This window comes from Qipengyuania mesophila (assembly GCF_019711655.1).
GTDB lineage: Bacteria > Pseudomonadota > Alphaproteobacteria > Sphingomonadales > Sphingomonadaceae > Qipengyuania > Qipengyuania mesophila.
The window spans coordinates 81,957-102,945 of sequence record NZ_JAIGNU010000002.1; the positions used below are offsets into that span (position 1 = coordinate 81,957).

Here is a 20,989-nt window from a genome sequence, read left to right on the forward strand (position 1 = left end):
TTCGTCGGTTTGCGGAGCTCACTCCGTCGATGTCGTTAAGCTTTACACCCCCGAATCTGAACGGAATGCAACATCCCTGTCAGATTTGCGTTTTTCGATGACGCGAGCGTCCCGGGCGACGAATTGACACTTGCGGGCCCTGCCATGCCCGCCTAGCGCGCCGGTGATGAACGCGAGCGCCACACCGCAGCACGACCGCACCGGGCTCGCCGCAGCCTTCTGCGCCTATCTCATCTGGGGCTTCCTGCCGCTCTACCTGATCCTGGTGAAGAGCGTGCCGGCCTTCGAATTCGTCGGCTGGCGGATCATCTGGACGCTGCCGCTGTGCCTCATCATCGTTGCGGCGCGCAAGCAGGGCGGCGAGCTGCGCGAAGCGTTGCGCAATCCGCGCACCATGGGCTGGCTCGCCGTCAGCGCGACGCTGATCGCGGTCAACTGGGTGGTCTATGTCTGGGCGATCCAGGCGGGCGAGGTCTATGCCGCGAGCCTGGGCTATTACATCAACCCGCTGGTCAACGTGCTGCTCGGCACGATGCTACTCGGCGAGAAGCTCACCCGACCGCAATGGGCTGCGGTGGGGATCGCCGCGGTCGGCGTCTCGCTGCTGGCGGCGGGTGCATTGACGACGCTGTGGATCAGCCTGACGCTGGCACTGAGCTTCGGCACATATGGCCTCATCCGGAAGCGTGTGGAGATCGGCTCGGTCCCCGGGCTGACGATCGAATCGACGCTGCTGCTGCTGCCGTCGGCGGGCGTGGTCTGGTATTTCGCGCAGACGCAGGGCTCATCCTTCACGGTCTCGACCGAGCTGAGCCTGGCGATCATGGCGGGCGGCGCGCTGACCGCCTTCCCGCTGCTGTGCTTCGCCATCGCCGCACGCAAGCTGCCCTATTCGACGCTCGGCTTCATCCAGTTCCTCGCGCCGAGCATCGTCTTCATCCTCGGGCTGACGGTCTTCGACAAGCCGCTCCATCCGGCCGAGATCGCCTGTTTCGCCTGCATCTGGCTGGCGGCAGCGATCTTCGTGTGGGACCTCGTCGCGCGGTCTAGGAAGCCAGCCACCAGCTGAGCGTCTCGCCCGCATGGAAAGGCACGATCGGCGCCTCGCCGCCATCGAGCTCGGCGGGCACGTCCACCGGCGCCTTCTCGAGCGTGATCCGCTCCTCATTGGGCGGCAGGCGATAGAAGGCCGGGCCGTTGAGGCTGGCAAAGGCTTCGAAATGCTCGAGCGCCCCTTCTTCCTCGAAGACCTGGAGGTAGCTTTCCAGTGCGAAGGGCGCGTTGAAGATGCCCGCGCAGCCGCAATCGCTTTCCTTGGCGTGGCGATGGTGCGGTGCGCTGTCGGTGCCGAGGAAATACTTCGGCGAACCGCTGGTCGCCGCGCCGCGCAGTGCGAGCCGGTGCTGCTCGCGCTTGGCCACCGGAAGGCAGTACATATGCGGGCGGATGCCGCCGACGAGGATGTCGTTGCGGTTGATGTGGAGGTGCTGCGGCGTGATCGTCGCGGCGACATTCGGTCCCGCGCTCTCGACGAAGCCGACCGCCTGCATGGTCGTGATGTGCTCGAAGATGACGCGCAGGGTCGGCAGGCGATCGACCAGCGGCTGGAGCACGCGGTCGATGAACACCGCTTCGCGGTCGAAGATGTCGATGTCGGGCGTGGTCACCTCTCCATGGACGCACAGCGGCATCCCGATCTCGGCCATGCGCTCGAGCACGCCCATGATATTGGCGATATCGGTCACACCCTGCGCCGAATTGGTGGTGGCCCCGGCAGGATAGAGCTTGGCCGCGGTCAGCACGCCGTCGGCATGGCCCGCCGCCAGATCGTCGGCATCGCTCTCGTCGGTGAGGTAGGCGGTCATCAACGGGGTGAAGTCGAGCCCCTCGGGCACGGCGTCGAGGATCCGTTCGCGATAGGCATTGGCGAGTGCGCTGGTGGTCACCGGCGGGGCGAGATTGGGCATCACGATCGCACGGGCGAACTGGCGCGCGGTATGCGGCACCACGGCGCGCATGGTCTCGCCATCGCGGAAGTGCAGGTGCCAGTCGTCGGGGCGGCGGATTGTCAGCGATTCGACCATGCGGTTGCCTATGGCGGCAGGCGGCCTATCTGTCACCCATGACCGCCACCCGCCTGACCAGCCGCGCCGTGATCCGCCTTTCCCCCACCGACGAGTGCGAAGACGTGATCGCTTTCCTCCAGGGGCTCGTGACCAACGACGTTATCGGTACGCTGCCCGCCTATGCTGGGCTGCTGACGCCGCAGGGCAAGACGCTGTTCGACTTCATCGTCTGGCCGGGCAAGCCGGGCGAACTCCTGCTCGATTGCGAGGCCGAGGTGGCGGAGGAGCTGGTCAAGCGGTTGTCGCTCTATCGCCTGCGCCGCAAGATCGCCATCGCGGTCGATCCCGCAGTTGCGGTCCACTGGCGGCCCGAAATGGGTGACGGCGCCGCCGCGGACCCCCGGCTGGGTTCGCTGGGCCAGCGCTGGCTTGCACCCGCGGCCGATGGCGAAGAAGCAGCCGACGAGGCCTGGCAAGCGCACCGGCTCTCGCTCGGCGTGCCTGAAGGCCGCGCCGAGCTCGGCGACATACTGTGGCTCGAGACCAATGCGGTCGAGCTCCACGGCGTCAGCTTTTCCAAGGGCTGCTACATCGGCCAGGAAAACACCGCGCGGATGAACTGGCGCAGCAAGGTCAACCGCCGGTTGCTGGTGGTGCCGCTCGGCGAGTCGGAGGAAAAGCGGCGCAAGGCGGCATATCCCGCGCTCGGCCTCGCAGTCGACCACCTGCGCGTAGAGAACATCGATCCGGAGCGCGCGCCCGCCTGGCTGCGCGCCACGCTCAGCCCTTCGGAAGCCTGACCTCGATCGAGCGCGTCAGCATGCGCTCGGCCCGGTCGCGCGCGGCGGTTTCGGGCAGGCCGAGCGAGCGCGACAGCGCACCGCCGATCAGCGCATCGCCCATCGCCATCAGCACCAGCGCCAGCGTTTCCTCGTGCACCTGCGCGGGCGTGGCGCCATGCGCCGCCTCTTCGGGCGCGATCTCGTCGACAAGCTGGTGGATGGTCTCGACGATCGGCGTCAGCGCATCCTCGTTGCCGGTCAGGATCATCCAGCTGGCAAGCGCGCCGGCGCCCTCCTTGTCGAAGGCGTCGAAGGCGAGGTCGACCACCTCGCGCGGCGATCCCAGCCCCGCCCTGCTCGCGCGCACGGCATCGATGATCGTGTCGCAGACGGTCTTGGCGAGATGGCCGGCGAGCTCCTTCTGCAGCCCGGCGGCCGAGCCGAAGTGATGCAGCAGATTGGCGTGGGTGCGCCCGATACGCCCCGCCACCGCCTTCAGCGTGACCGATTGCGGGCCGGTTTCGATCAGCAGCGCGCGCGCCGCTTCGAGCGCTGCGAGCCGCGATTCTTCGGGAGAAAGTCGTTTTCGTGTCGCCATTGGCCTCCGGGTTAACTCATCTCCGGCAGGGTGGGAAGCCGTCTCGAAAGCTTATTGACATTTATGTAAGTAAGCACTACTTACACTCCTGTCAGTCAATTCCCGGAGTACCGATGCACGCCCCCGTCACGATCGATACCGACACGCGCCGGTCGGCACCGACCCCCGCCGACCTCACCATCACCGTGCGCGACGAGCGCTTCAACCGCGCCAGCAGCCCGCGCCGCTGGTGGGCGGGCGAGCCCTTCGGCACCGCCTGGCACAACGCGCTCTCGGCCACCTTTCCGCGCGGCGAAGCCTTCTTCATCGAGGCGGTCAAGGCGCATCGCGAAGGAGCCGACCCCAAGCTCGAGGCCGAGATCCGCGCCTTCGTGAAGCAGGAAATCAACCACACGCGCGAACATATCGCCTTCAACCGTCTCGCCGAAGATGCAGGCTACGACATCAAGGCGATCGACAAGCGCGTGGCCGAACTGCTCGCGCTGACCAAGGATCGCCCGGCCATCGCCAATCTCGCAGTCACCATGGCGCTCGAGCACTATACCGCCATGATGGCCGCCGAGTTCCTCGCGAATCCGAAGCATTTCGCAAATGCCGACAAGGAAGTGCGCGACATGTGGCGCTGGCACGCCGCCGAGGAGATCGAGCACAAGGGCGTCGCCTTCGACACCTGGAACCACGCGACCAGGGACTGGACCGGCTGGCGCCGCTGGAAGGTCCGCAGCCTCGTCATGCTCACCGTCACCGCGCGCTTCTTCAAGAACCGCTGGATCGATTCGCTCAACCTGCTCGAGCAGGACGGTATCACCGGCTGGAAGGCCAAGTGGGGCCTGTTCAAATACCTCACCGTCAGCCCGGGCGTGGTGCGGCGGATCTTCCCGGCGTGGCTGGCCTATTTCAAGCCCGGCTTCCACCCGTGGGACCACGACGACCGCGAGCTCATCAAGCTCTACGAGGGCGACTTCCAGGACGCTCTCATGCCGGCCGAATAAGCCGCTTCAAGAAAAGCAAAGGGCCCCGCAAGCACATCGCTCGCGGGGCCTTTCGTTTGGCTCAGGCCGCCATCGGCGGGACGAGCGTCTCATCGCCGAGATCGAGCCGGTAGAGGGCGCAGTCGACCGCCTCGCCGCGCCCGCAGCTGTGCCGCCTGGCAACCTTGCCCGTGGGACGGAAGCTGAGCTTGCGCAGGACGCGACCCGAGGCGGGATTGTCGAGGAAGTGGCCGGCTTCGAGCTTGCCGTACCCGAGCAGCCTGGCGACCTCGATCACCCCCCTGCCCGCCTCGGTGGCGAAGCCCTGGCCCCAATAGGGCCGCGCGATCCAGTAGCCGAGCTCGACGCCCGTCTCGGTTTTGCCCAGCCCGATCGAGCCGATGATGCGCGAGCCGTCCTCGCCGGGCAGCGTCATGAGGAAGTTGGGGACGCGCTGGTCCTGGCCGCGGGCGACGAATTCACGCGCATGTTCGGGGAGATAGGGCCACGGCGCGCGCGCGAGATTGCGCACGACGGTTTCGTCGGCGATTCCGCGCAGCAGCGCATCGGCATCTTCGGGCCAGGCAGGCCGCAGCAGCAGCCTTTCGGTGACATGGAACATCGGTAATCTCCCCTTCGATCCACGCTCCGGGCTCCTAGGCCGGACGCGTGACAATTGCGTGATGGCGAAAGAAAATTTCGCGGCGAATTGTGAAGAGAGAGAAACGACGAGAGGGAGACGGGGTGGTCCCATCTCCCTCTTCGGTTGCCGGATCATGGACCCGGCTGGGACCGTCCCGTTTGGACGATCCCGTTATCGGAGCGTCCGGTTATTCGGCGGCTTCGGCCATCATGTCGACCGAGACGAACTTGCGGTCGAGCTTGCCCTTGTGGAAGCGCACAACACCGTCGGTAAGGGCGAACAGCGTGTGGTCCTTGCCCATGCCGACATTGGCGCCCGCGTAGAACTTGGTGCCACGCTGGCGCACGATAATGTTGCCGGCGACGACGTTTTCGCTGCCGAACTTCTTCACGCCAAGGCGACGACCAGCCGAGTCACGACCGTTACGCGACGAACCGCCTGCTTTCTTATGTGCCATCGTCCGCGCTCCTTACTTCTTGGCTTCGGTCTTCTTGGCAGCAGCCTTCTTCGGCGCAGCCTTCTTGGCGGGAGCCTTCTTCTCCGCGGCTTCTGCCTTCGGAGCGGCTTCCTTCTTCGGCGCAGCCTTCTTGGCCGAACCGGTGCCGACATCGGTGATGCGCAGCAGGGTCATCTGCTGGCGATGACCGTTCTTGCGGCGATAGTTGTGGCGGCGACGCTTCTTGAAAACGATCACCTTTTCGCTCTTCGCCTGCGCGATGATCTCGGCCGAAACGGTCACCTTGCCGGCGTCCGAAAGCGAATCGCCTTCGCCTGCAAGCAGGACGTCGCCCAGCGTGATGGTGTCGCCGGCTTCGCCTGCCAGCTTCTCGACCGCGATCTTGTCTCCGGCGGCAACCCGGTATTGCTTGCCGCCCGTGCGCACTACTGCGAACATGGTGGTTATCTCTCGTTCAAATTGCTGTGCCCTCACCCACAAGACGAATTCTTGCAAATGCACGGCGCGCCCGTCAGGCCGCCAGTGGCAGCCCCGGAAAGAAGCGTGCCGTTAGGCGAAAGGAGGGGCCAAGTCAACGCTTGCCGCGAGGAAATTTGCATCCTCGCTGGCGCCCGGCGATGCGCGTGATATGGAGAAGGCGATGAACTTCCGCAAGCTTCCCGTTCTCACGATCACCGCAATCCTGCTCGCCGGCTGCGCCACGACCGCCGACGACCGCTATCCCTCGCTCGCCACGCGCGATGTCGAGCGCGCCGAAGGGACCTTCGAGCCGGTCGAGACGGAGGAACTCGACGTGCCCCCGGTCGAAGTCAACCAGGGAACGAACCTCGCCGAGCGGCTCGACGCACTGGTCGCGCAGGCGCGCGAGGCGCATGCCGGCTTCCTCGACGCGGTGCCAACCGCCGAAAGCCGCGTGAAGGCCGCCGCGGGAAGCAGTGTGGGCAGCGACGGCTGGGCCGCCGCTCAGGTCGCGCTCGCCGATCTCGATTCGGCGCGCAGCAATGCGGCGATCGCACTGGGCGATCTCGATATCCTCTTCACCGCAGCGACGGTCCAGGCAGATGATGCCACCGCCATCGTCGCCGCGCGCGACAGCGTCATCGCGCTGGTGGCGGAGGAAGATGCCGTGCTCGAAAGACTTCGCGCACAGGTTCGCTGACTCGACCACGAAATGCTAAGCGCGGGGCCGGTTTCCCGACCCCGCGCCTCTCCCCAGTCGATTTGAAGTGCTTCAGGTGAAGGCGGCGATCGTCACCGCGGCAATCCCCCAGCAAAAGATCAGCACCGGCAGGACCAGCACCTGCACCGCAGCGTCGCGCGCACTGACGCGTCCAGTATGGGTGGCGACACCCTGGCTGACCAGCCGCGACCAGCTTATGTTGCGGCTGCGATGGGGCGGCTGCATCCGCGCCCAGATCGTCGGAAGGCCGAAGCCGGCGAGAATGAAGAAGGCGAAGATCGCCATCGGGATGATCAGGCCCGGGCTCGACAGCCCGGCCGCCATCACCGCGAGGAAGCCGAGATAGAGCCCCACGGTCGCGACATAGAGCCCCTTGGGCAATTCGAAGCTGCGATCGACCTCGTGCGCGACCTTGGGCGTTTCGACGATGATGGCCTGTTCGGCAACAAGCTCACGGGTGAAGTGCTTGACCATGCTGTGCTCCTTTTCCGGAGCCTTGATGCGCCGGCCATCGCGAGGCTTCCTTGATCGAAATCAAGAGGTGCGGATTATTTCCACCGGTCCAGGTCGGTGCGGTCGGCCCCGCGCGGTTCGACCCAGTGCCAGCCATTGCCACGCTTCTCGCGCTTCCACAGCCAGGCCGCCGATTTGAGATGATCCATCAGATAGTCGGCCCCCTCGAAGGCATTTCGCCGATGGCGCGCGGCAGCCGCGACCATCACGATCGCCTCGCCCGGCACCATCACGCCCACCCGGTGCCAGACGAGCGCCCCGTCCAGCTCGAAGCGCGCCTGCGCGGAGCTGGCCAGTTCCTGCATCCCGGGCAAAGTCAACGGCTCGTAGTGCGTCAGTTCAAGTGCCCTGACATCGCCATCCGGGCGGACCTTGCCGAGAAAGGAGACGATCCCGCCCGCCTCGCCATGCGCCGCGTTGAATGCCGCCAGCGCCTCCCCGACCGACAGCCCCCGGGCGAGCAGCCGGACGTCGAGCGGAGTCGAGAGGGCGAGCCTAGCCACCGCTGACCGGGGGCAGCAGCGCGACCTCGTCGCCCTCGCGCGCATCGAGCCGGGTCTTGTCGCCCAGAACCCTGCTGCCACAGGCGACATGGACCCGAGGCTCGCGCAGTTGGTCGGCAATATCGGGGCCGACCGCTGCGAGCAGGCCCGCCCAGTCGAGCGGGGCCGGCACTTCGCGCTCCGGCTCGCCCGCGATATCGCGCAGCGGCCCGAGGAAGAGGATGCGTACGCCCACTTCTCAGGTCTCGAGATACTGGCCGGTGATGCCGGGTGCCCGGGCGAGATAGGTCTCGGTGGCATCGACCGCATCGCCCTCGCCCGCGACCATGTTGATCCGCTGCGGTGCATGCTTGCGCGCGAGACCAGCGACGATGGAAAGGCGCCATTCGCGATGGGTGTGATCGGCGGAGCCAATCTGCAGCATCACGTCCTCGCCCCTGCCCAGCACGTCTTCGACATGCGCCAGCCAGTGCTGGTGGAAGACGCCCGCGGCGGCGAGCGGGTCGTCGGGCAATCCGTCGACCGCGATGCGCTTCATTCGCGCCGCTCACGGTGCAGCGTGATGCCGATCTTCTCGCCCGCTTCGGCAATGGCGAGCTTGACGATCTTGACCGTCACCGCCTCGATCCGCCTGTCCTGCAGGAACAGCGTCTCGCAGACATGGTCGGCGACCGCTTCGATCAGCTTGAAATGCACGCCTTCGGGCAGCGCCTCCGAGGCGGCGAATTTCAGATCCATGTAGTTCTTCGAATGATCGAGCGAGGTCTCGGGATCGTAACGAAGCAGCGGCTTCATCCGCGCCTGGATGGTGAAGCGCAGCGGCTGCGGACGGCCGGTTTCTTCCGAATAGATGCCGGTGAGCACGTCGTACTCGAAATCGGCCACCTCGAGGATCAGCGAATCGGTCATGACGGGCGCCTTAGCGCGGATTGGACCAGCGCGCGAAGATCGCGGTGGGCAGCAGCCGGCCCGCCCGCTCACCCTGAGGCTGTCGGAGGGCGTCTTCTTCCACCGCCAGATCGCCGTGTTCGATCGTGCCGGGAAGCCCTGCGAAAACCTCTTCGAGCAGTCCGCCCAGTGCGAGGCTGCTCATCCGCACGGCATAGACGGTGAGGAAGAGGAAGCGGCTGTTGTCGTCGAGCAGCTGGCGGCAATCCGAAACGAGACCGGGCAGCCCTTCTTCGAGCCGCCAGACCTCGCCATCGGGACCGCGCCCGAATTTGGGCGGATCGAGAATGATCCCGTCGTAGCGACGCCCGCGGCGCACTTCGCGCGCGGTGTATTTCATCGCATCCTCGACCAACCAGCGGATCGGGCGGTCGTCCAGCCCGGCGAGCGTCGCATTGGCGCGCGCCTGCGCGACCGATTTCTTGCTCGCATCGACATGGGTCACGCGGCCGAAACGGCTGAGCGCCTGCGTGCCGACGCCGGTGTAGCCGAACAGGTTCATCGTCTCGGCGTCGGTGGCATCGGCCAGCTGCGCACCCATCCACTCCCACACCGGCGCCATGTCGGGGAAGAAGCCCAGGTGGCGGAAGGGCGTGCATTGCGCGGTGAAGCGTGCTTCCGCGCCCCAGCCGAGCTCCCAGCCATCGTCGGGCACGCTCTTCGCATACTGCCAGCGCCCGCCGCCGTCCTCGTCGCTGCCGGGAACGAACTCGCCATGCGCGTCCCAGCTCTCGAGCCGCGGCGACCACATCGCCTGCGGCTCGGGACGGATGAAGCGGTAGGGGCCATAGGCCTCGAACTTGCGGCCATGCCCGCTGTCGAGCAGGCGATAGGCATCCCAGCCCTCGCCGACCATCAGCACGGGTTCGCGAACCAGCTCGGCCATCAGGAGGCATGCCCCAGGATATGCTCGCGCACCGCCTCGTAGGTGCCGGGCAGCTCGGTATAGGCTTCCTCGCGCGCGAACAGGTCGCCGACCCGCGCGGGCAGCGTCGGCCGCATTCCGGTGGCGCGTTCGACCGCATCGGGGAACTTGGCCGGATGCGCGGTCGCCAGCGTAACCACCGGGACATCGGTGGGCAGTTCGGCCTGCAGCGCAGCATGAAGCCCGATCGCGGTATGCGGGTCGATCGTCTCGCAGCAGGATTCATAGGCCCAGCGGATCGCCTGCGCGGTTTCGGCCTCGTCGGCGCGCGCGCTGGTGAAGAGTGCCGCGGCGCCCTCGCGCTGGGCATTGGTCAGCTGCATAGCCCGGCTCGCCTCGAAGCCGCGCATCTGCTCGGCCAGCGCCGCGCCGTCGCGCCCGCCGACATCGAACAGCAGCCGCTCGAAGTTCGAGCTAACTTGAATATCCATGCTCGGCGCGGCGGTGGGGGTGACGGTGCCGGTCGAATAATCTCCGCTCGACAGCGCGCGGTGGAGGATGTCGTTGATATTTGTGGCGACCAGCAGCTGCTCGATCGGCAGCCCCATTCGCGCGGCGACATGGCCCGCGAAGACATCGCCGAAATTGCCCGTCGGCACACTGAAGGCCAGCTTGCGCTCGGGCCCGCCGAGTTGCAGCGAGGCGGCGAAATAATAGACCACCTGCGCCATCAACCGCGCCCAGTTGATCGAGTTGACCGCGCCGATGCGATGCTTGGCGGTCACGCTCTCGTCGGCGAAGATCCGCTTCACCATCGCCTGCGCATCGTCGAAGCTGCCGTCGATCGCGATATTGTGGACGTTGGGCGCGCGCACCGTGGTCATCTGGCGGCGCTGGACGTCGCTCACCCGGCCCTTGGGGTGGAGCATGAAGATCTCGACCCGGTCGAGCCCCGCGACCGCATCGATCGCCGCACTGCCGGTATCGCCGCTGGTCGCCCCGACGATCGTCAACGTGCCGTCCTCGCGCGCGAGGAATTCCTCGAACAGCAGGCCGAGCAATTGCAGCGCCACATCCTTGAAGGCGAGCGTCGGCCCGTGGAACAATTCGAGCAGCCACTGTTGTTCAGTCAATTGTACCAGCGGTGTGACCGCCTTGTGGGCGAAGCGGGCATAGGCTTTCGCGGTCAGCTCGTGCAGTTTTTCGGGCGTCAGGCAGTCGCCGACGAAGGGCTGCATGACCCGCGCGGCGAGCTCGGGATACGGGAGGCCGCGCATCGCGGTGATCTCGTCGAGCGAGAATTGCGGCCATTCTTCGGGGACATAGAGGCCGCCGTCGCTGGCCAGCCCGGCGAGCGTGACGCCGGCGAAATCGAGCGCAGGCGCGCTACCGCGGGTGGAGACGTATTTCATCGCGACAAGCGGTTAGCGGGCGCAGTGTGAGCGGGCAAGCAAGCCGGCCTAGTCGGTGGATTGCTTTTCCTTGTCCTCGACCGCTTCGAGGTCCCGCTTGAGGCGCGCCAGCCCCTGCACCGCCTGCGCGGCATGGGGGCCGATCCAGCGCTCGTGAATATCGTGGATCGGCATCGCGTCAAGGTGATTGAACCGCTCACGCCCCTTGCGCACCGGGACCACCAGCCCCGCCTCCTCGAGAACCCGCAGGTGCATCATGACGGTGGTCCGGTCGAGCGTCGGAAATTCGGTGCAGAGCTGCTTGGTCGTCAACGGGCGCGGCCGGATTGCGTCGCAGATCGCTCGCCGGACCGGATTGGCCAGTGCCTTGAACACGCGGTCGAACTGCTCCTCGGTTGACATGTTAGTTTTTTATAACATACACAATCGCGCGGCAAGAGGAGTCGGCCATGGAACTCAGATATCGCGTCTTCGCCCATATCTCCAAGCCTCCGCACGAGGTGTTCGAGGCGGTCGCCGACCCGGACAAGCTGTCACGCTATTTCACCACCGGCGGGGCCGAGGGACGGATTGAGCCGGGCGCCACGGTCATGTGGGACTTCCACGATTTCCCCGGCGCCTTCCCGGTCCAGGTGATCGAGGTCGTGCCCGACGAACGCATCGTGCTCGAATGGGAGGGCGAGCCCGATGCGGGCTACAATGTCACGGTGACGATGACCTTCAAGCCGGTCGATGGGGATGCCGGGCGAACGCTGGTGGAGATCGCGGAGGAAGGCTGGCGCGAAACCGAGAGCGGGCTCAAGGGCAGCTACAACAATTGCATGGGCTGGAGCCAGATGCTCGCCGCGCTCAAGGCCTGGGTCGAATACGGCATCAATCTGCGCGAGGGGATGTACAAATAGGCTAGGCGCGGCTCCGGCGGCGCAGCGCGCGGATGTAGATCACCAGCGCGGTCAGGGCGAAGAAGAACCACTGGCCGGCATAGGCAAGGTGGTTGTTGGGGATCGAGCGGGGGTCCGGGCGTGCGCTTGCCTCAAGACCGGGAGCCGGTTCGTCCGCTACTACTCGCGCTCCGTCAGGGCCATCAGGCGCGATTATGCCCGCTACCCGATCAAGCTCGTATGGGACAGTGGCCGGGTTCTGTGACCAACCGATGTTTACCAAAACCGGTGTATGGTCGACATCCTCCGTGCAGCGGGCCCAATGCGCCCAGCCTACCCGGCCCTCCTTATTTGCGCCAGCGCGCGGCTCGGTTACGCCGCTACCCGTGCAGGTGAGCGTCGTATGGCGGAAATAGAATTGCGGTCGCTCAAGCGATTTTCCCATGAGCGGAGCATCTTCCGTCATCATCTCCGCCTGCGCATATCGTGCCAGCAGCGCTTCCTTTTCATCCTTGCGACCCAGCTGCCAGATGCCGAGCGCGATCATCGTGGCGACCGCGCCGGCGACGAAGACGGTGGGTATCAGCGGAAGGCGCATCACAGATCCTTGCTGCCCGCTTCGCGGGCGTCGTTGCGGTATTCGCTGGCGAGCAGCCACGCCTTGGTCACGCGCAGGCCGCCGATGACCAGCGCGAAGGTCAGCGGCACCCACAGCAGGGCGTGCACCCACCATGGCGGCTCGAACGACAATTGCACCCAGATCGCCAGCCCCACGGTGATCGTGCCCACTGCAAGCGTCACCAGTGCGGCGGGGCCATCGCCGACGTTGAAGCGCGCATAGTCCAGCCCGCAGGCGGGGCAGCGCTCGGAAAAGGCGAGCATGCCGCCGAACATCGTCTTGGCCCGGCAGCGGGGGCACAAACCGAGAAGGGCAGCCTCGGCCAGAGAAGTCTCGGTGCCGGGCTGCCCTTCGCGTGTTTCGGGATTGTCCGAAGACATCAGTGGATGGCAGCGCCCCACCCGCCCCAGACATAGACGGTGACGAAGAGGAACAGCCACACCACGTCGACGAAGTGCCAGTACCACGCGGCCGCTTCGAAGCCGAAGTGCTGACGCGGGGTGAAGTGGCCCTTGTAAGCGCGCACCAGACAGACGATCAGAAAGATCGTGCCGACCAGCACGTGGAAGCCGTGGAAGCCGGTCGCCATGTAGAATGCCGAACTGTAAGTGTTGCCACCGAAGCCGAACGGCGCATGCGCGTATTCATAGGCCTGAATGGCGGTGAACAGCGCGCCGAGCACGATGGTCAGCCACAGGCCCTTCTTGAGGCCTTCGCGGTCGCCGTGGATCAGGCTGTGGTGCGCCCAGGTCACCGTGGTGCCCGAGCACAGCAGGATCAGCGTGTTGAGCAGCGGCAGGCTGAACGGATCCATGACCGCTTCGATCGCCTTGGGCGGGAACACGCCGCCGACGACGTCGGACAGCTGGCTGGGGAACAGCGCGAAGTCGAAGAAACTCCAGAACCAGCCGACGAAGAACATCACTTCCGAAGCGATGAACAGGATCATGCCGTAGCGCATGTGGAGCTGCACCACCGGGGTGTGATCGCCGCGCTGCGCTTCCTTCACGATGTTCGAGAACCAGCTGAAGAAGGTCGCGATGAGGCCTGCGATGCCGAGGCCGAGCACGAGATGCGCGCTGGCCATCTCGTGCATGAACAGGACCATGCCGCTGGTGAAGGTCAGCGCCGAAATCGAACCGATCAGCGGCCAGATATCGGGTTCGAGGATGTGATATTCGTGATTGACGTTGCCAGCCATTGTACTCGCGTCCTGGGTTTCGCTTTGCGGGTGCCCTTAATGCGCCATTGCGCGCGGGTCTAGGGGCTACTCGGCTAAATCCAGCGCCCGGTGAAAAGTATAGGAGAGCGTGATCTGCTCCACCCCCTTCATATTGGGATCGTCGAGCGCCTTGGGATCGACGTAGTAGAGCACCGGCATGCGCACTTCCTGACCCGGCTCGAGCACCTGCTCGGTGAAGCAGAAGCACTGGATCTTGTTGAAATAGGCGCCCGCCTGTTCGGGCTCGACATTGAAGGTCGCGGTGCCGGTGATGCGCTCGTCCGAATTGTTCTTCGCGATATAGATCGCCATGTCGCGCTGGCCGATCGTGACCGTGTCGGTGGGATGCTCCGGGTGGAAGGTCCAGGGCATGTCCGACGCGGTATTGCCGTCGAAGCGGATCGAGATCGTTCGCGCGGCCGCGCTGTCCGCGAAGCGGGCGGCCCGAGCGGCGTCGCTTTCGCTGGCGACCTGGGTGGTACCGGCAAAGCCGGTGACCTGGCAGAACATGCGATAGAGCGGGACTGCGGCAAAGCCGAGCGCGAGCATGCCGAGCGCCATCAGCACGGCGAACACCGCGGTGCGGTTCTTGCGCATGTCGAGGGTCGATGCACTCATGTCCGGCCTCACATCCGCGCGATGGTGATCACGTAGAACAGGACTGCCAGAAACAGCAGGATGCCGCCAACCACAAGGTTGCGGCTCTTCTGGCGACGACGGTATTCGGCTTCTTCTTCGGGGGTCATGCGATCCATCCGTTGTTGGCCAGCGCCCGGTCCACCACCAGCGCGGCGAACAGGGCGAAAAGGTAGATGATGCTGAAGCCGAACAGGCGCTTCTCGGGCTTCATCGTGTCGGTCTCCCCGGTCTGCCGGAAGGCGACGGGAAGCGAAAGCGCAAGGAAGGCAAGCGACAGTGCGAGCGCCGCAATACCGTAGACATAGCTCGTCCCGCCGATGAACCAGGGCGCGGCGGCGACCGGCACCAGCAGCACGGCATAGGCGAATATCTGGCGGCGGGTCGATTTCTCGCCCTTGACCACCGGCATCATGGGTATGCCGACATTGGCGTAATCGGTCTTCACGAACAGCGCGAGCGCCCAGAAATGCGGCGGCGTCCACATGAAGATGATCAGGAACAGCAGCACCGGCATCAGCGTGATGTGGCCGGTCACCGCGACCCAGCCGATCAGCGGCGGAAAGGCCCCCGCCCCGCCGCCGATGACGATATTCTGCGGCGTGCGCGGCTTGAGCCAGATGGTGTAGACGACGGCGTAGTAGAGGATCGACAGGGCCAGAATCCCGGCCGAGAGCCAGTTGACGCCCAGCCCCATGATCACCACCGAGGCGGCCGAGATCAGCACGCCGAAATCGCGCGCGTCGGTGCGCTGCAGCCGTCCGGCAGGCAGCGGCCGCTTGCTGGTCCGTTTCATGCCGGCGTCGAGATCGGCTTCCCACCACTGGTTGAGCGCCGCCGCCCCGCCCGCGCCCAGCGCGATGCACAGGATGGCGGTAAAGCCGAGCACGGGATGGATGCTGCCGGGCGCGGCGAGCAGGCCGCACAGGCCGGTGAAGATCACCAGGCTCATCACGCGCGGCTTCGTCAGCGCAAAGAAATCGCGCCAGTCGGCAGGCAGCTGGGTTGGAACGGTCTGGGTCATGGAATCGGGCGCCATATAGGGCGTCAGAGACGCTTTAGCCAGTCAATCAGGAGGCGATTCACTTCTTCCGGGCGTTCCTGCTGCGTCCAGTGGCCGACGCTATCTAGAATATGACCTTCGGCCTTGGGTGCGAAGAGCTTCACCAGCGCGACGGGGTCATCGACCGCGCCGAACAGGAAGGTCGCCGGATCGCGCGTCCCGCCAATGAACAAGGCAGGCTGTTCGATCAGCTTGCCCGCCCACCCCTGCAGCCATTTATAGTCCGCTTCGTGGTTGCGATAGCGGTTGAGCGGGCCGCGGAAGCCCGATGCCTTGAACTCGGCTTCGTAGAAATCGAGGTCGTCCTCGGTGAGCCAGGAAACGGGTTCGGGATCGGGCAGCCCTTCGAGGAAACTCGCGCCGAGCGGCTTGTTCCAATAATCGCCCGGCGGCACGTCGCCGCTGATCGAGTACATCATCCGCTGAACGAAATCGCGCGGGTCCTTCTCCGCTTCCGCCTCGGCGACGCCGGGTTCCTGGAAATATTCCTGGTAGAAGAACCGCCCCTGGCTGGTGAAATGCTCGCGGAACACCTCGGTGAAGGGCCTGGAGGGCACGCCCGCGAAGGGCACCGAAAGCCCGGCCACCGCGCGAAAATCCTCGGGATGGGTGAGCGCCGAGTTCCACACGATCGGCGCCCCCCAGTCGTGGCCGATCAGTATGGCGGGTGTGTCGGGAGAAAGGGCTTTGCGCAGGCCCACCAGGTCGCCGACGATGTGCTCCATCGCATAGGCATCGACCGGTTCGGGCTTGTCCGAGCCGCCATAGCCGCGCACGTCGATGGCGCAGGCGGTGAAACCGGCGTCAGCGACGGGGCCGATCTGGTGGCGCCAGCTGTACCAGCTTTCGGGAAAGCCGTGGACCATGATGGCGAGCGGCCCTTCGCCCTCCACGGCACAGCGCAGGCTGACCTCACCCGTATCGATCGTGCGCATTCGCGGCATTGGCTCATTCCCCTCGGACATGAAAAAACGGCCGGTCCACCATGGGACCGGCCGCTCTTTTCTGTCCAGTCTTTCGACCGCTCGCGTTACGCGGGCTTGGGGTCGCTCAGGTGATCGTGAGCCGTATGATGATCTTCGATCACCGGCAGCGTCGAGAACTGGTGGAACGGCGGCGGGCTCGACAGGCTCCATTCGAGCGTCGTTGCGCCTGCGCCCCACGGGTTGTCGGCCGCCTTCTTGCCCGCCGTGAAGGCATAGACGAGGTTGATGAAGAAGAAGATCATCGAACCGGCCATGATGACGTAGCCGATCGAGCTGATCTCGTTCCAGTAGGCATAGGCATCCGCATAGTCGGGATAGCGGCGCGGCATGCCCTGCAGGCCGAGGAAATGCTGCGGGAAGAAGATCACGTTCACGCCGATGAAGAAGCCCCAGAAGTGCAGGTGGGCCAGCAGTTCGGAGTGCATCTTGCCGCTCATCTTCGGGAACCAGTAGTAGAAGCCCGCGAAGAGCGAGAACACCGCACCCATCGACAGCACGTAGTGAAAGTGCGCCACCACGAAGTAGGTGTCGTGGACCACGTCGTCGACGCCGCCATTGGCGAGGTAGACGCCGGTCACGCCGCCGACGGTGAACAGGAAGATCATGCCGATCGCCCAGACCATCGGGCTCTTGAACTCGATCGAGCCGCCCCACATCGTCGCGATCCAGCTGAAGATCTTCACGCCGGTCGGGACTGCGATGACCATGGTCGCCGCGGTGAAATACATCTTCGTGTTCACGTCGAGACCGACGGTGTACATGTGGTGCGCCCACACGACGAAGCCGACGACGCCGATCGCGACCATGGCGTAGGCCATGCCGAGATAGCCGAAGACGGGCTTGCGGCTGAAGGTCGAGACGATCTGCGAGATCATGCCGAAGCCCGGCAGGATCATGATGTACACTTCGGGGTGACCGAAGAACCAGAACAGGTGCTGGTAGAGGATCGGGTCACCGCCGCCGGCCGGATCGAAGAAGGTCGTGCCGAAGTTGCGGTCGGTGATCAGCATGGTGATCGCGGCCGCGAGAACCGGCAGGGCCAGCAGCAGGAGGAAGGCGGTAACCAGCACCGACCACACGAACAGCGGCATCTTGTGCAGGGTCATGCCCGGCGCACGCATGTTGAAGATGGTGGTGATGAAGTTGGTCGCACCGAGGATAGAGCCGGCACCGGCAAGGTGCAGCGAGAAGATCGCGAAGTCGACCGCCGGGCCCTGGCTGCCGGTGGTCGAGAGCGGTGCGTAGACGGTCCAGCCGGTGCCCGCGCCGGGACCCGTGCCGCCGGGCACGAAAAGCGAGAACAGCAGCGAGCAGAAACCGGCAACGGTCAGCCAGAAGCTGATGTTGTTCATGCGCGGGAAGGCCATGTCGGGCGCGCCGATCATCAGCGGCACGAACCAGTTGCCGAACCCGCCGATCATCGCCGGCATGACCATGAAGAAGACCATGATCAGGCCGTGGGCGGTGATGAACACGTTCCACATGTGGAGGTTCTGGTCCATCTGCGTCGGATCGGCACCGAAGAACGGCGCCACCTGGTTGAGGACCTGGAGACCCGGCTCGGCGAGCTCCCAGCGCATGATGCCCGAGATCGCGCCACCGACGATGCCGGCGATGATCGCGAAGATCAGGTAGAGCGTGCCGATGTCCTTGTGGTTGGTCGACATGAACCAGCGCGCGAAGAAGCCGGGCTTGTGGTCGGCGTCGTGCGCGTGGTCCTCGTGGTGGGCCTCGAAGTGGTCGGCGGTGGTTGCCATCGTGCTGTACTCTCGAGCTAAACGATTATCTTAAGCGGCCGGTGCGGCGGGGGCCGCTTCGGCTTCGGCGCCTGCCGCATCCTCGGCCGGTGCAGCCGCGGGAGCCGCGTCCTCGGCGCCGGCGACCGTGCCGCCCTGCGCCAGGACCCAGGCGTTGTACTGATCCATCGGCAGCGCTTCGACCGCGATCGGCATATAGCCGTGGCGCGCGCCGCACAGTTCCGAACACTGGCCGTAATAGACGCCGGGCTCGTCGATGAAGAGCAGCTTCTCGTTGAGGCGTCCGGGGACGGCGTCGAGCTTGAACCACAGGCTCGGCACGGCGAAGGAGTGGATCACGTCGGCCGCGGTGGTCTGCAGGCGGATCGGCACGCCGGCGGGGACGACCATGCGGTTGTCGACCGCCAGCTGGTGCGGCTCGCCACGGGCGTCGGCCTCTTCCTTGGTCAGCATGTTCGAGACGACTTCGAAGTCGCCGTTGTCGGGATAGGAATAGCCCCAGTACCACTGATAGCCGGTCGCCTTGATGGTAATCGCGTCCTTCGGCGGCGTCTTGTACTGCGCGCTCAACAAGCCGATCGAGGGGATCGCGATGCCCAGCAGCACCAGCGCCGGAACCACCGTCCACACCACTTCGATCAGCGTGTTGTGGCTGGTCTTCGACGGCACCGGATTGGCGCGCTTGTTGAACTTGAGGATCACCCAAACGAACAGCGCGAGGACGAAGATGCTGATGATCGCCATGACCCAGACGAGGCCGATGTGCAGCGCATTGGCCTGATGGCCGATCGGCGAGTACTGCGGTTGGACGTCGATGCCCTTGGCAACCGGCATGCCCTTGCCTTCGGTCGGCTTCATCGGCGTGTAGCCACCCGAACCCGGGCCAACATCCGCGCTCGAAGCATCGGCGGCTGCGGCCGGGTCGGCCTGCTCGATCTGCGCGGTCGCGTCGGCGGCGTCCTGCGCCATCGCGCCCTGTGCGCCGAAAGCCAGCATCGCGGCCATCGCCAGGCTGGCGACAATCCGGTGGAACCCGTTGAGGGAGCCGAGAATTTTCATCGTCTTGGCACTCTTTCGTGTCGTGTCTTCGTCGGGGCCTCTTGCCTCTGCGCATTCCGCGTGCACGGCGGAACGCACCCCTGTGGCAGGGCCCGATTGCGCCCGCCCTATAGGCAGGGATTGCGCCAGCCTCAAGCGGGTGGCGGATAAAAATGTGCAAGCGCCTTTGCCTCTTGCGCAAATGCGCGCGAGGCGCTTTGGACGCACGGACCATGACCGACGATGAAATCCTCCACGAGTTCCGGGCCAGCGAAGCGCTGCTCGAAGGCCACTTCAAGCTCTCGAGCGGGCGCCACAGCGGCCACTATTTGCAATGCGCGCGCGTGTTGATGAACCCGGAGCGTGCCGGGCGCCTCGCCTTCGCGCTCGCCCAGAAGATCCCGCGCGACATCCGCAGCCAGATCGAGGTGGTCGTCAGCCCGGCGATGGGCGGGATCATCATCGGCCAGGAATTGGGCCGTGCTCTGGGCAAGGACGCGATGTTCCTCGAACGACCCGAGGGGACCTTCCACCTGCGGCGCGGCTTCCGGCTGGAACCGGGTGCCAAGGTGCTGATGGTCGAGGACGTCGTCACCACCGGCCTCTCCAGCCGCGAAGCGATCGAGGCCGTCGGGCGCGAGGGCGGCGAGGTGATCGCGGAAGTCGCGCTGGTCGACCGCTCGAATGGCGAGGCCGACCTCGGCGTACCCTTCTTCCCGCTGGTCGACATCAACTTCCGGACCTACGCCGAGGACGAATTGCCCGCCGAGCTGGCCGCCGTCCCGGTGACCAAGCCGGGGAGCCGCGCCGCTTGAGCGAGCGCCTTCGCCTCGGGGTCAATATCGACCACGTCGCGACGATCAGGAACGCGCGCGGCGGCGATCATCCCGACCCGGTGCGCGCGGCGGAAATCGTCGCAGCGGTCGGTGGCGACGGGATCACCGCGCATCTGCGCGAAGACCGCCGACACATCCGCGACGACGACCTCAAGCGCATCCGGGCGGCGACCGACCTGCCGCTGAATCTCGAAATGGCCGCGACCGAGGAGATGCTCGCGATCGCCCTAGCCCACCAGCCGCACGCCGCCTGCATCGTCCCCGAAAAGCGCGAGGAACGCACCACCGAGGGCGGGCTCGATGCCGCCGGCCTCCACAACCAGCTCGCCCCGATCGTCTGGAGACTTGCCGACAACGGCATCCGCGTCTCGCTGTTCATCGAGGCCAGCGAGCGGCAACTCGAGGCCGCCGAGCGCCTGCGCGCTCCGGTGGTCGAATTCCACACGGGCGAATATGCCCACGCCGGACTCGATGGCGACAGGGATCGCGAGGCGAAGGAGCTCGACCGTATTGCGGCCATGTCCAGGTTGGCGCGGGAGATGGGGATCGAGCCGCACGCCGGCCACGGCCTCACCTATGACAACGTCAAGCCGATCGCCGCCATACCCGAGCTCGCCGAGCTCAATATCGGCCACTATCTCGTCGGCGAGGCGGTGTTCGTCGGGCTCGAGGCGGCGGTCCGCCGGATGCGCCAGCTGATGGACGAGGCGCGATGACCGAAGCTACCCAAGCGAGCATCTGGGCCTACCGGATCGCCTTCATCGCGGCTGTCGTGCCCCTGGCCTACTGGCTTCTCGTGACCTTCTACGCCGTGTTCTTCTTCGGCATTGCTCCTGCCTGGGCGCTGCCCCTCGCCATCGTGGCGTGCGGGGTGCAGATCGTCGGCCTGAGCGTGGCGAAGGGGGAGATGGCGAGCGGTGCGATCGTCACGGCGACAAAGCGCGCCGCGTCGCATGCCGTCGGTTTCTGGTCGATTACGATCGCCTTCGTCTTGCTGGCATGGAAGTAGCATC

At 65.6% G+C, this 20,989-nt stretch carries 29 protein-coding genes; 8 read left to right on the plus strand and 21 right to left on the minus strand.

All coding sequences use genetic code 11. From position 1 onward, the window contains the following. Window positions 1-166: 166 nt before the first annotated feature. Window positions 167-1,069, plus strand: a complete 903-nt coding sequence (gene rarD, locus K3181_RS10045; RefSeq protein ID WP_221602982.1) for an EamA family transporter RarD — start codon at window positions 167-169, stop codon at window positions 1,067-1,069. Here the strand turns inward: rarD and pyrC are convergent. After that, on the minus strand, window positions 1,047-2,084 hold the full coding sequence (gene pyrC / locus K3181_RS10050; protein ID WP_221602983.1) for a dihydroorotase: 1,038 nt from the start codon (window positions 2,082-2,084) through the stop codon (window positions 1,047-1,049). The genes rarD and pyrC overlap by 23 nt on opposite strands. Before the next feature lie 38 nt (window positions 2,085-2,122). Between pyrC and ygfZ the strand changes: the two genes are divergently transcribed. After that, window positions 2,123-2,866: a CAF17-like 4Fe-4S cluster assembly/insertion protein YgfZ gene (gene ygfZ / locus K3181_RS10055; RefSeq protein ID WP_221602984.1), complete on the plus strand. Its 744-nt coding sequence runs from the start codon at window positions 2,123-2,125 to the stop codon at window positions 2,864-2,866. Here ygfZ and K3181_RS10060 read toward each other — a convergent pair. Next, window positions 2,847-3,446: a TetR/AcrR family transcriptional regulator gene (locus K3181_RS10060; RefSeq protein WP_221602985.1), complete on the minus strand. Its 600-nt coding sequence runs from the start codon at window positions 3,444-3,446 to the stop codon at window positions 2,847-2,849. The two genes, ygfZ and K3181_RS10060, sit on opposite strands and share 20 nt — an antisense overlap. A gap of 113 nt (window positions 3,447-3,559) precedes the next feature. On the opposite strand from K3181_RS10060, the gene K3181_RS10065 reads away from it, so the two are divergent. After that, a complete protein-coding gene (locus K3181_RS10065; RefSeq protein WP_221602986.1) occupies window positions 3,560-4,438 on the plus strand; it encodes a metal-dependent hydrolase in 879 nt (292 codons plus the stop codon). A 61-nt stretch (window positions 4,439-4,499) separates the two neighbouring features. Here the strand turns inward: K3181_RS10065 and K3181_RS10070 are convergent, their stop codons facing one another. From K3181_RS10070 to rplU, 3 genes are all read right to left on the minus strand, one after another. Beyond that, window positions 4,500-5,039, minus strand: coding sequence for a GNAT family N-acetyltransferase (locus tag K3181_RS10070; RefSeq protein WP_221602987.1), 540 nt, complete (start codon window positions 5,037-5,039; stop codon window positions 4,500-4,502). 208 nt (window positions 5,040-5,247) lie between these two features. Then, the gene (gene rpmA, locus K3181_RS10075) at window positions 5,248-5,517 is read right to left on the minus strand and encodes a 50S ribosomal protein L27 (RefSeq protein WP_221602988.1); all 270 of its coding nucleotides are present in this window, start codon (window positions 5,515-5,517) and stop codon (window positions 5,248-5,250) included. Window positions 5,518-5,529: 12 nt separating this feature from the next. Beyond that, window positions 5,530-5,955 (minus strand): 50S ribosomal protein L21, encoded by a 426-nt coding sequence (gene rplU, locus K3181_RS10080; RefSeq protein ID WP_221602989.1) that lies wholly within the window; start codon window positions 5,953-5,955, stop codon window positions 5,530-5,532. A gap of 202 nt (window positions 5,956-6,157) precedes the next feature. Here rplU and K3181_RS10085 point away from each other — a divergent pair, with 202 nt between their 5' ends. Further along, window positions 6,158-6,676, plus strand: coding sequence for a hypothetical protein (locus tag K3181_RS10085; RefSeq protein WP_221602990.1), 519 nt, complete (start codon window positions 6,158-6,160; stop codon window positions 6,674-6,676). Window positions 6,677-6,748: 72 nt separating this feature from the next. On the opposite strand, the gene K3181_RS10090 is transcribed toward K3181_RS10085, so the two are convergent. From K3181_RS10090 to K3181_RS10125, 8 genes are all read right to left on the minus strand, one after another. Then, window positions 6,749-7,171: a hypothetical protein gene (locus tag K3181_RS10090; RefSeq protein WP_221602991.1), complete on the minus strand. Its 423-nt coding sequence runs from the start codon at window positions 7,169-7,171 to the stop codon at window positions 6,749-6,751. A gap of 74 nt (window positions 7,172-7,245) precedes the next feature. Next, window positions 7,246-7,713, minus strand: a complete 468-nt coding sequence (locus tag K3181_RS10095; RefSeq protein WP_345725486.1) for a molybdenum cofactor biosynthesis protein MoaE — start codon at window positions 7,711-7,713, stop codon at window positions 7,246-7,248. Then, window positions 7,706-7,948, minus strand: coding sequence for a MoaD/ThiS family protein (locus tag K3181_RS10100; protein WP_221602993.1), 243 nt, complete (start codon window positions 7,946-7,948; stop codon window positions 7,706-7,708). The genes K3181_RS10095 and K3181_RS10100 overlap by 8 nt, the downstream gene beginning before the upstream one ends. Window positions 7,949-7,951: 3 nt before the next feature. Further along, the gene (locus K3181_RS10105; RefSeq protein WP_221602994.1) at window positions 7,952-8,251 is read right to left on the minus strand and encodes a Rossmann fold domain-containing protein; all 300 of its coding nucleotides are present in this window, start codon (window positions 8,249-8,251) and stop codon (window positions 7,952-7,954) included. Further along, on the minus strand, window positions 8,248-8,622 hold the full coding sequence (locus K3181_RS10110) for a dihydroneopterin aldolase (RefSeq protein WP_221602995.1): 375 nt from the start codon (window positions 8,620-8,622) through the stop codon (window positions 8,248-8,250). Before K3181_RS10110 ends, K3181_RS10105 begins: the two co-directional genes overlap by 4 nt. A 10-nt stretch (window positions 8,623-8,632) precedes the next feature. Next, the gene (locus tag K3181_RS10115) at window positions 8,633-9,547 is read right to left on the minus strand and encodes an RsmD family RNA methyltransferase (protein WP_221602996.1); all 915 of its coding nucleotides are present in this window, start codon (window positions 9,545-9,547) and stop codon (window positions 8,633-8,635) included. Then, window positions 9,547-10,938: a threonine synthase gene (thrC, locus tag K3181_RS10120; protein WP_221602997.1), complete on the minus strand. Its 1,392-nt coding sequence runs from the start codon at window positions 10,936-10,938 to the stop codon at window positions 9,547-9,549. The genes K3181_RS10115 and thrC overlap by 1 nt, the downstream gene beginning before the upstream one ends. Window positions 10,939-10,986: 48 nt before the next feature. After that, window positions 10,987-11,340: an ArsR/SmtB family transcription factor gene (locus K3181_RS10125; RefSeq protein WP_221602998.1), complete on the minus strand. Its 354-nt coding sequence runs from the start codon at window positions 11,338-11,340 to the stop codon at window positions 10,987-10,989. A gap of 47 nt (window positions 11,341-11,387) precedes the next feature. Here K3181_RS10125 and K3181_RS10130 point away from each other — a divergent pair, with 47 nt between their 5' ends. Next, window positions 11,388-11,840: an SRPBCC family protein gene (locus K3181_RS10130; RefSeq protein WP_221602999.1), complete on the plus strand. Its 453-nt coding sequence runs from the start codon at window positions 11,388-11,390 to the stop codon at window positions 11,838-11,840. Between the two features lies 1 nt (window position 11,841). Here the strand turns inward: K3181_RS10130 and K3181_RS10135 are convergent, their stop codons facing one another. From K3181_RS10135 to coxB, 8 genes are all read right to left on the minus strand, one after another. Beyond that, complete coding sequence (locus K3181_RS10135) at window positions 11,842-12,417, minus strand: SURF1 family cytochrome oxidase biogenesis protein (RefSeq protein WP_221603000.1); 576 nt, start codon at window positions 12,415-12,417, stop codon at window positions 11,842-11,844. Next, window positions 12,417-12,818, minus strand: a complete 402-nt coding sequence (locus K3181_RS10140; RefSeq protein ID WP_221603001.1) for a DUF983 domain-containing protein — start codon at window positions 12,816-12,818, stop codon at window positions 12,417-12,419. The genes K3181_RS10135 and K3181_RS10140 overlap by 1 nt, the downstream gene beginning before the upstream one ends. After that, window positions 12,818-13,639 (minus strand): cytochrome c oxidase subunit 3, encoded by an 822-nt coding sequence (locus tag K3181_RS10145; protein WP_221603002.1) that lies wholly within the window; start codon window positions 13,637-13,639, stop codon window positions 12,818-12,820. Before K3181_RS10145 ends, K3181_RS10140 begins: the two co-directional genes overlap by 1 nt. A 66-nt stretch (window positions 13,640-13,705) precedes the next feature. After that, complete coding sequence (locus K3181_RS10150; protein ID WP_221603003.1) at window positions 13,706-14,278, minus strand: cytochrome c oxidase assembly protein; 573 nt, start codon at window positions 14,276-14,278, stop codon at window positions 13,706-13,708. A 124-nt stretch (window positions 14,279-14,402) separates the two neighbouring features. After that, window positions 14,403-15,320 (minus strand): heme o synthase, encoded by a 918-nt coding sequence (locus K3181_RS10155; protein WP_221603004.1) that lies wholly within the window; start codon window positions 15,318-15,320, stop codon window positions 14,403-14,405. Between the two features lie 23 nt (window positions 15,321-15,343). Continuing rightward, entirely contained in the window at window positions 15,344-16,303 is a 960-nt protein-coding gene (locus K3181_RS10160) for an alpha/beta fold hydrolase (RefSeq protein ID WP_247715066.1), read from the minus strand. Window positions 16,304-16,389: 86 nt separating this feature from the next. Further along, entirely contained in the window at window positions 16,390-18,102 is a 1,713-nt protein-coding gene (ctaD, locus tag K3181_RS10165) for a cytochrome c oxidase subunit I (protein WP_221603005.1), read from the minus strand. A gap of 30 nt (window positions 18,103-18,132) precedes the next feature. Then, window positions 18,133-19,161 (minus strand): cytochrome c oxidase subunit II, encoded by a 1,029-nt coding sequence (gene coxB, locus K3181_RS10170; RefSeq protein ID WP_247715067.1) that lies wholly within the window; start codon window positions 19,159-19,161, stop codon window positions 18,133-18,135. 212 nt (window positions 19,162-19,373) lie between these two features. Between coxB and pyrE the strand changes: the two genes are divergently transcribed. The 3 genes from pyrE to K3181_RS10185 are packed head-to-tail and all read left to right on the plus strand — an operon-like array spanning window position 19,374 to window position 20,985. Beyond that, window positions 19,374-19,955, plus strand: a complete 582-nt coding sequence (pyrE, locus tag K3181_RS10175; protein WP_221603006.1) for an orotate phosphoribosyltransferase — start codon at window positions 19,374-19,376, stop codon at window positions 19,953-19,955. Then, window positions 19,952-20,692 carry a pyridoxine 5'-phosphate synthase gene (locus K3181_RS10180; protein WP_221603007.1) on the plus strand — a complete coding sequence of 247 codons (741 nt, stop codon included), beginning with the start codon at window positions 19,952-19,954 and terminating at the stop codon, window positions 20,690-20,692. Before pyrE ends, K3181_RS10180 begins: the two co-directional genes overlap by 4 nt. Beyond that, entirely contained in the window at window positions 20,689-20,985 is a 297-nt protein-coding gene (locus tag K3181_RS10185; protein ID WP_221603008.1) for a hypothetical protein, read from the plus strand. The genes K3181_RS10180 and K3181_RS10185 overlap by 4 nt, the downstream gene beginning before the upstream one ends. Window positions 20,986-20,989: the final 4 nt, after the last annotated feature.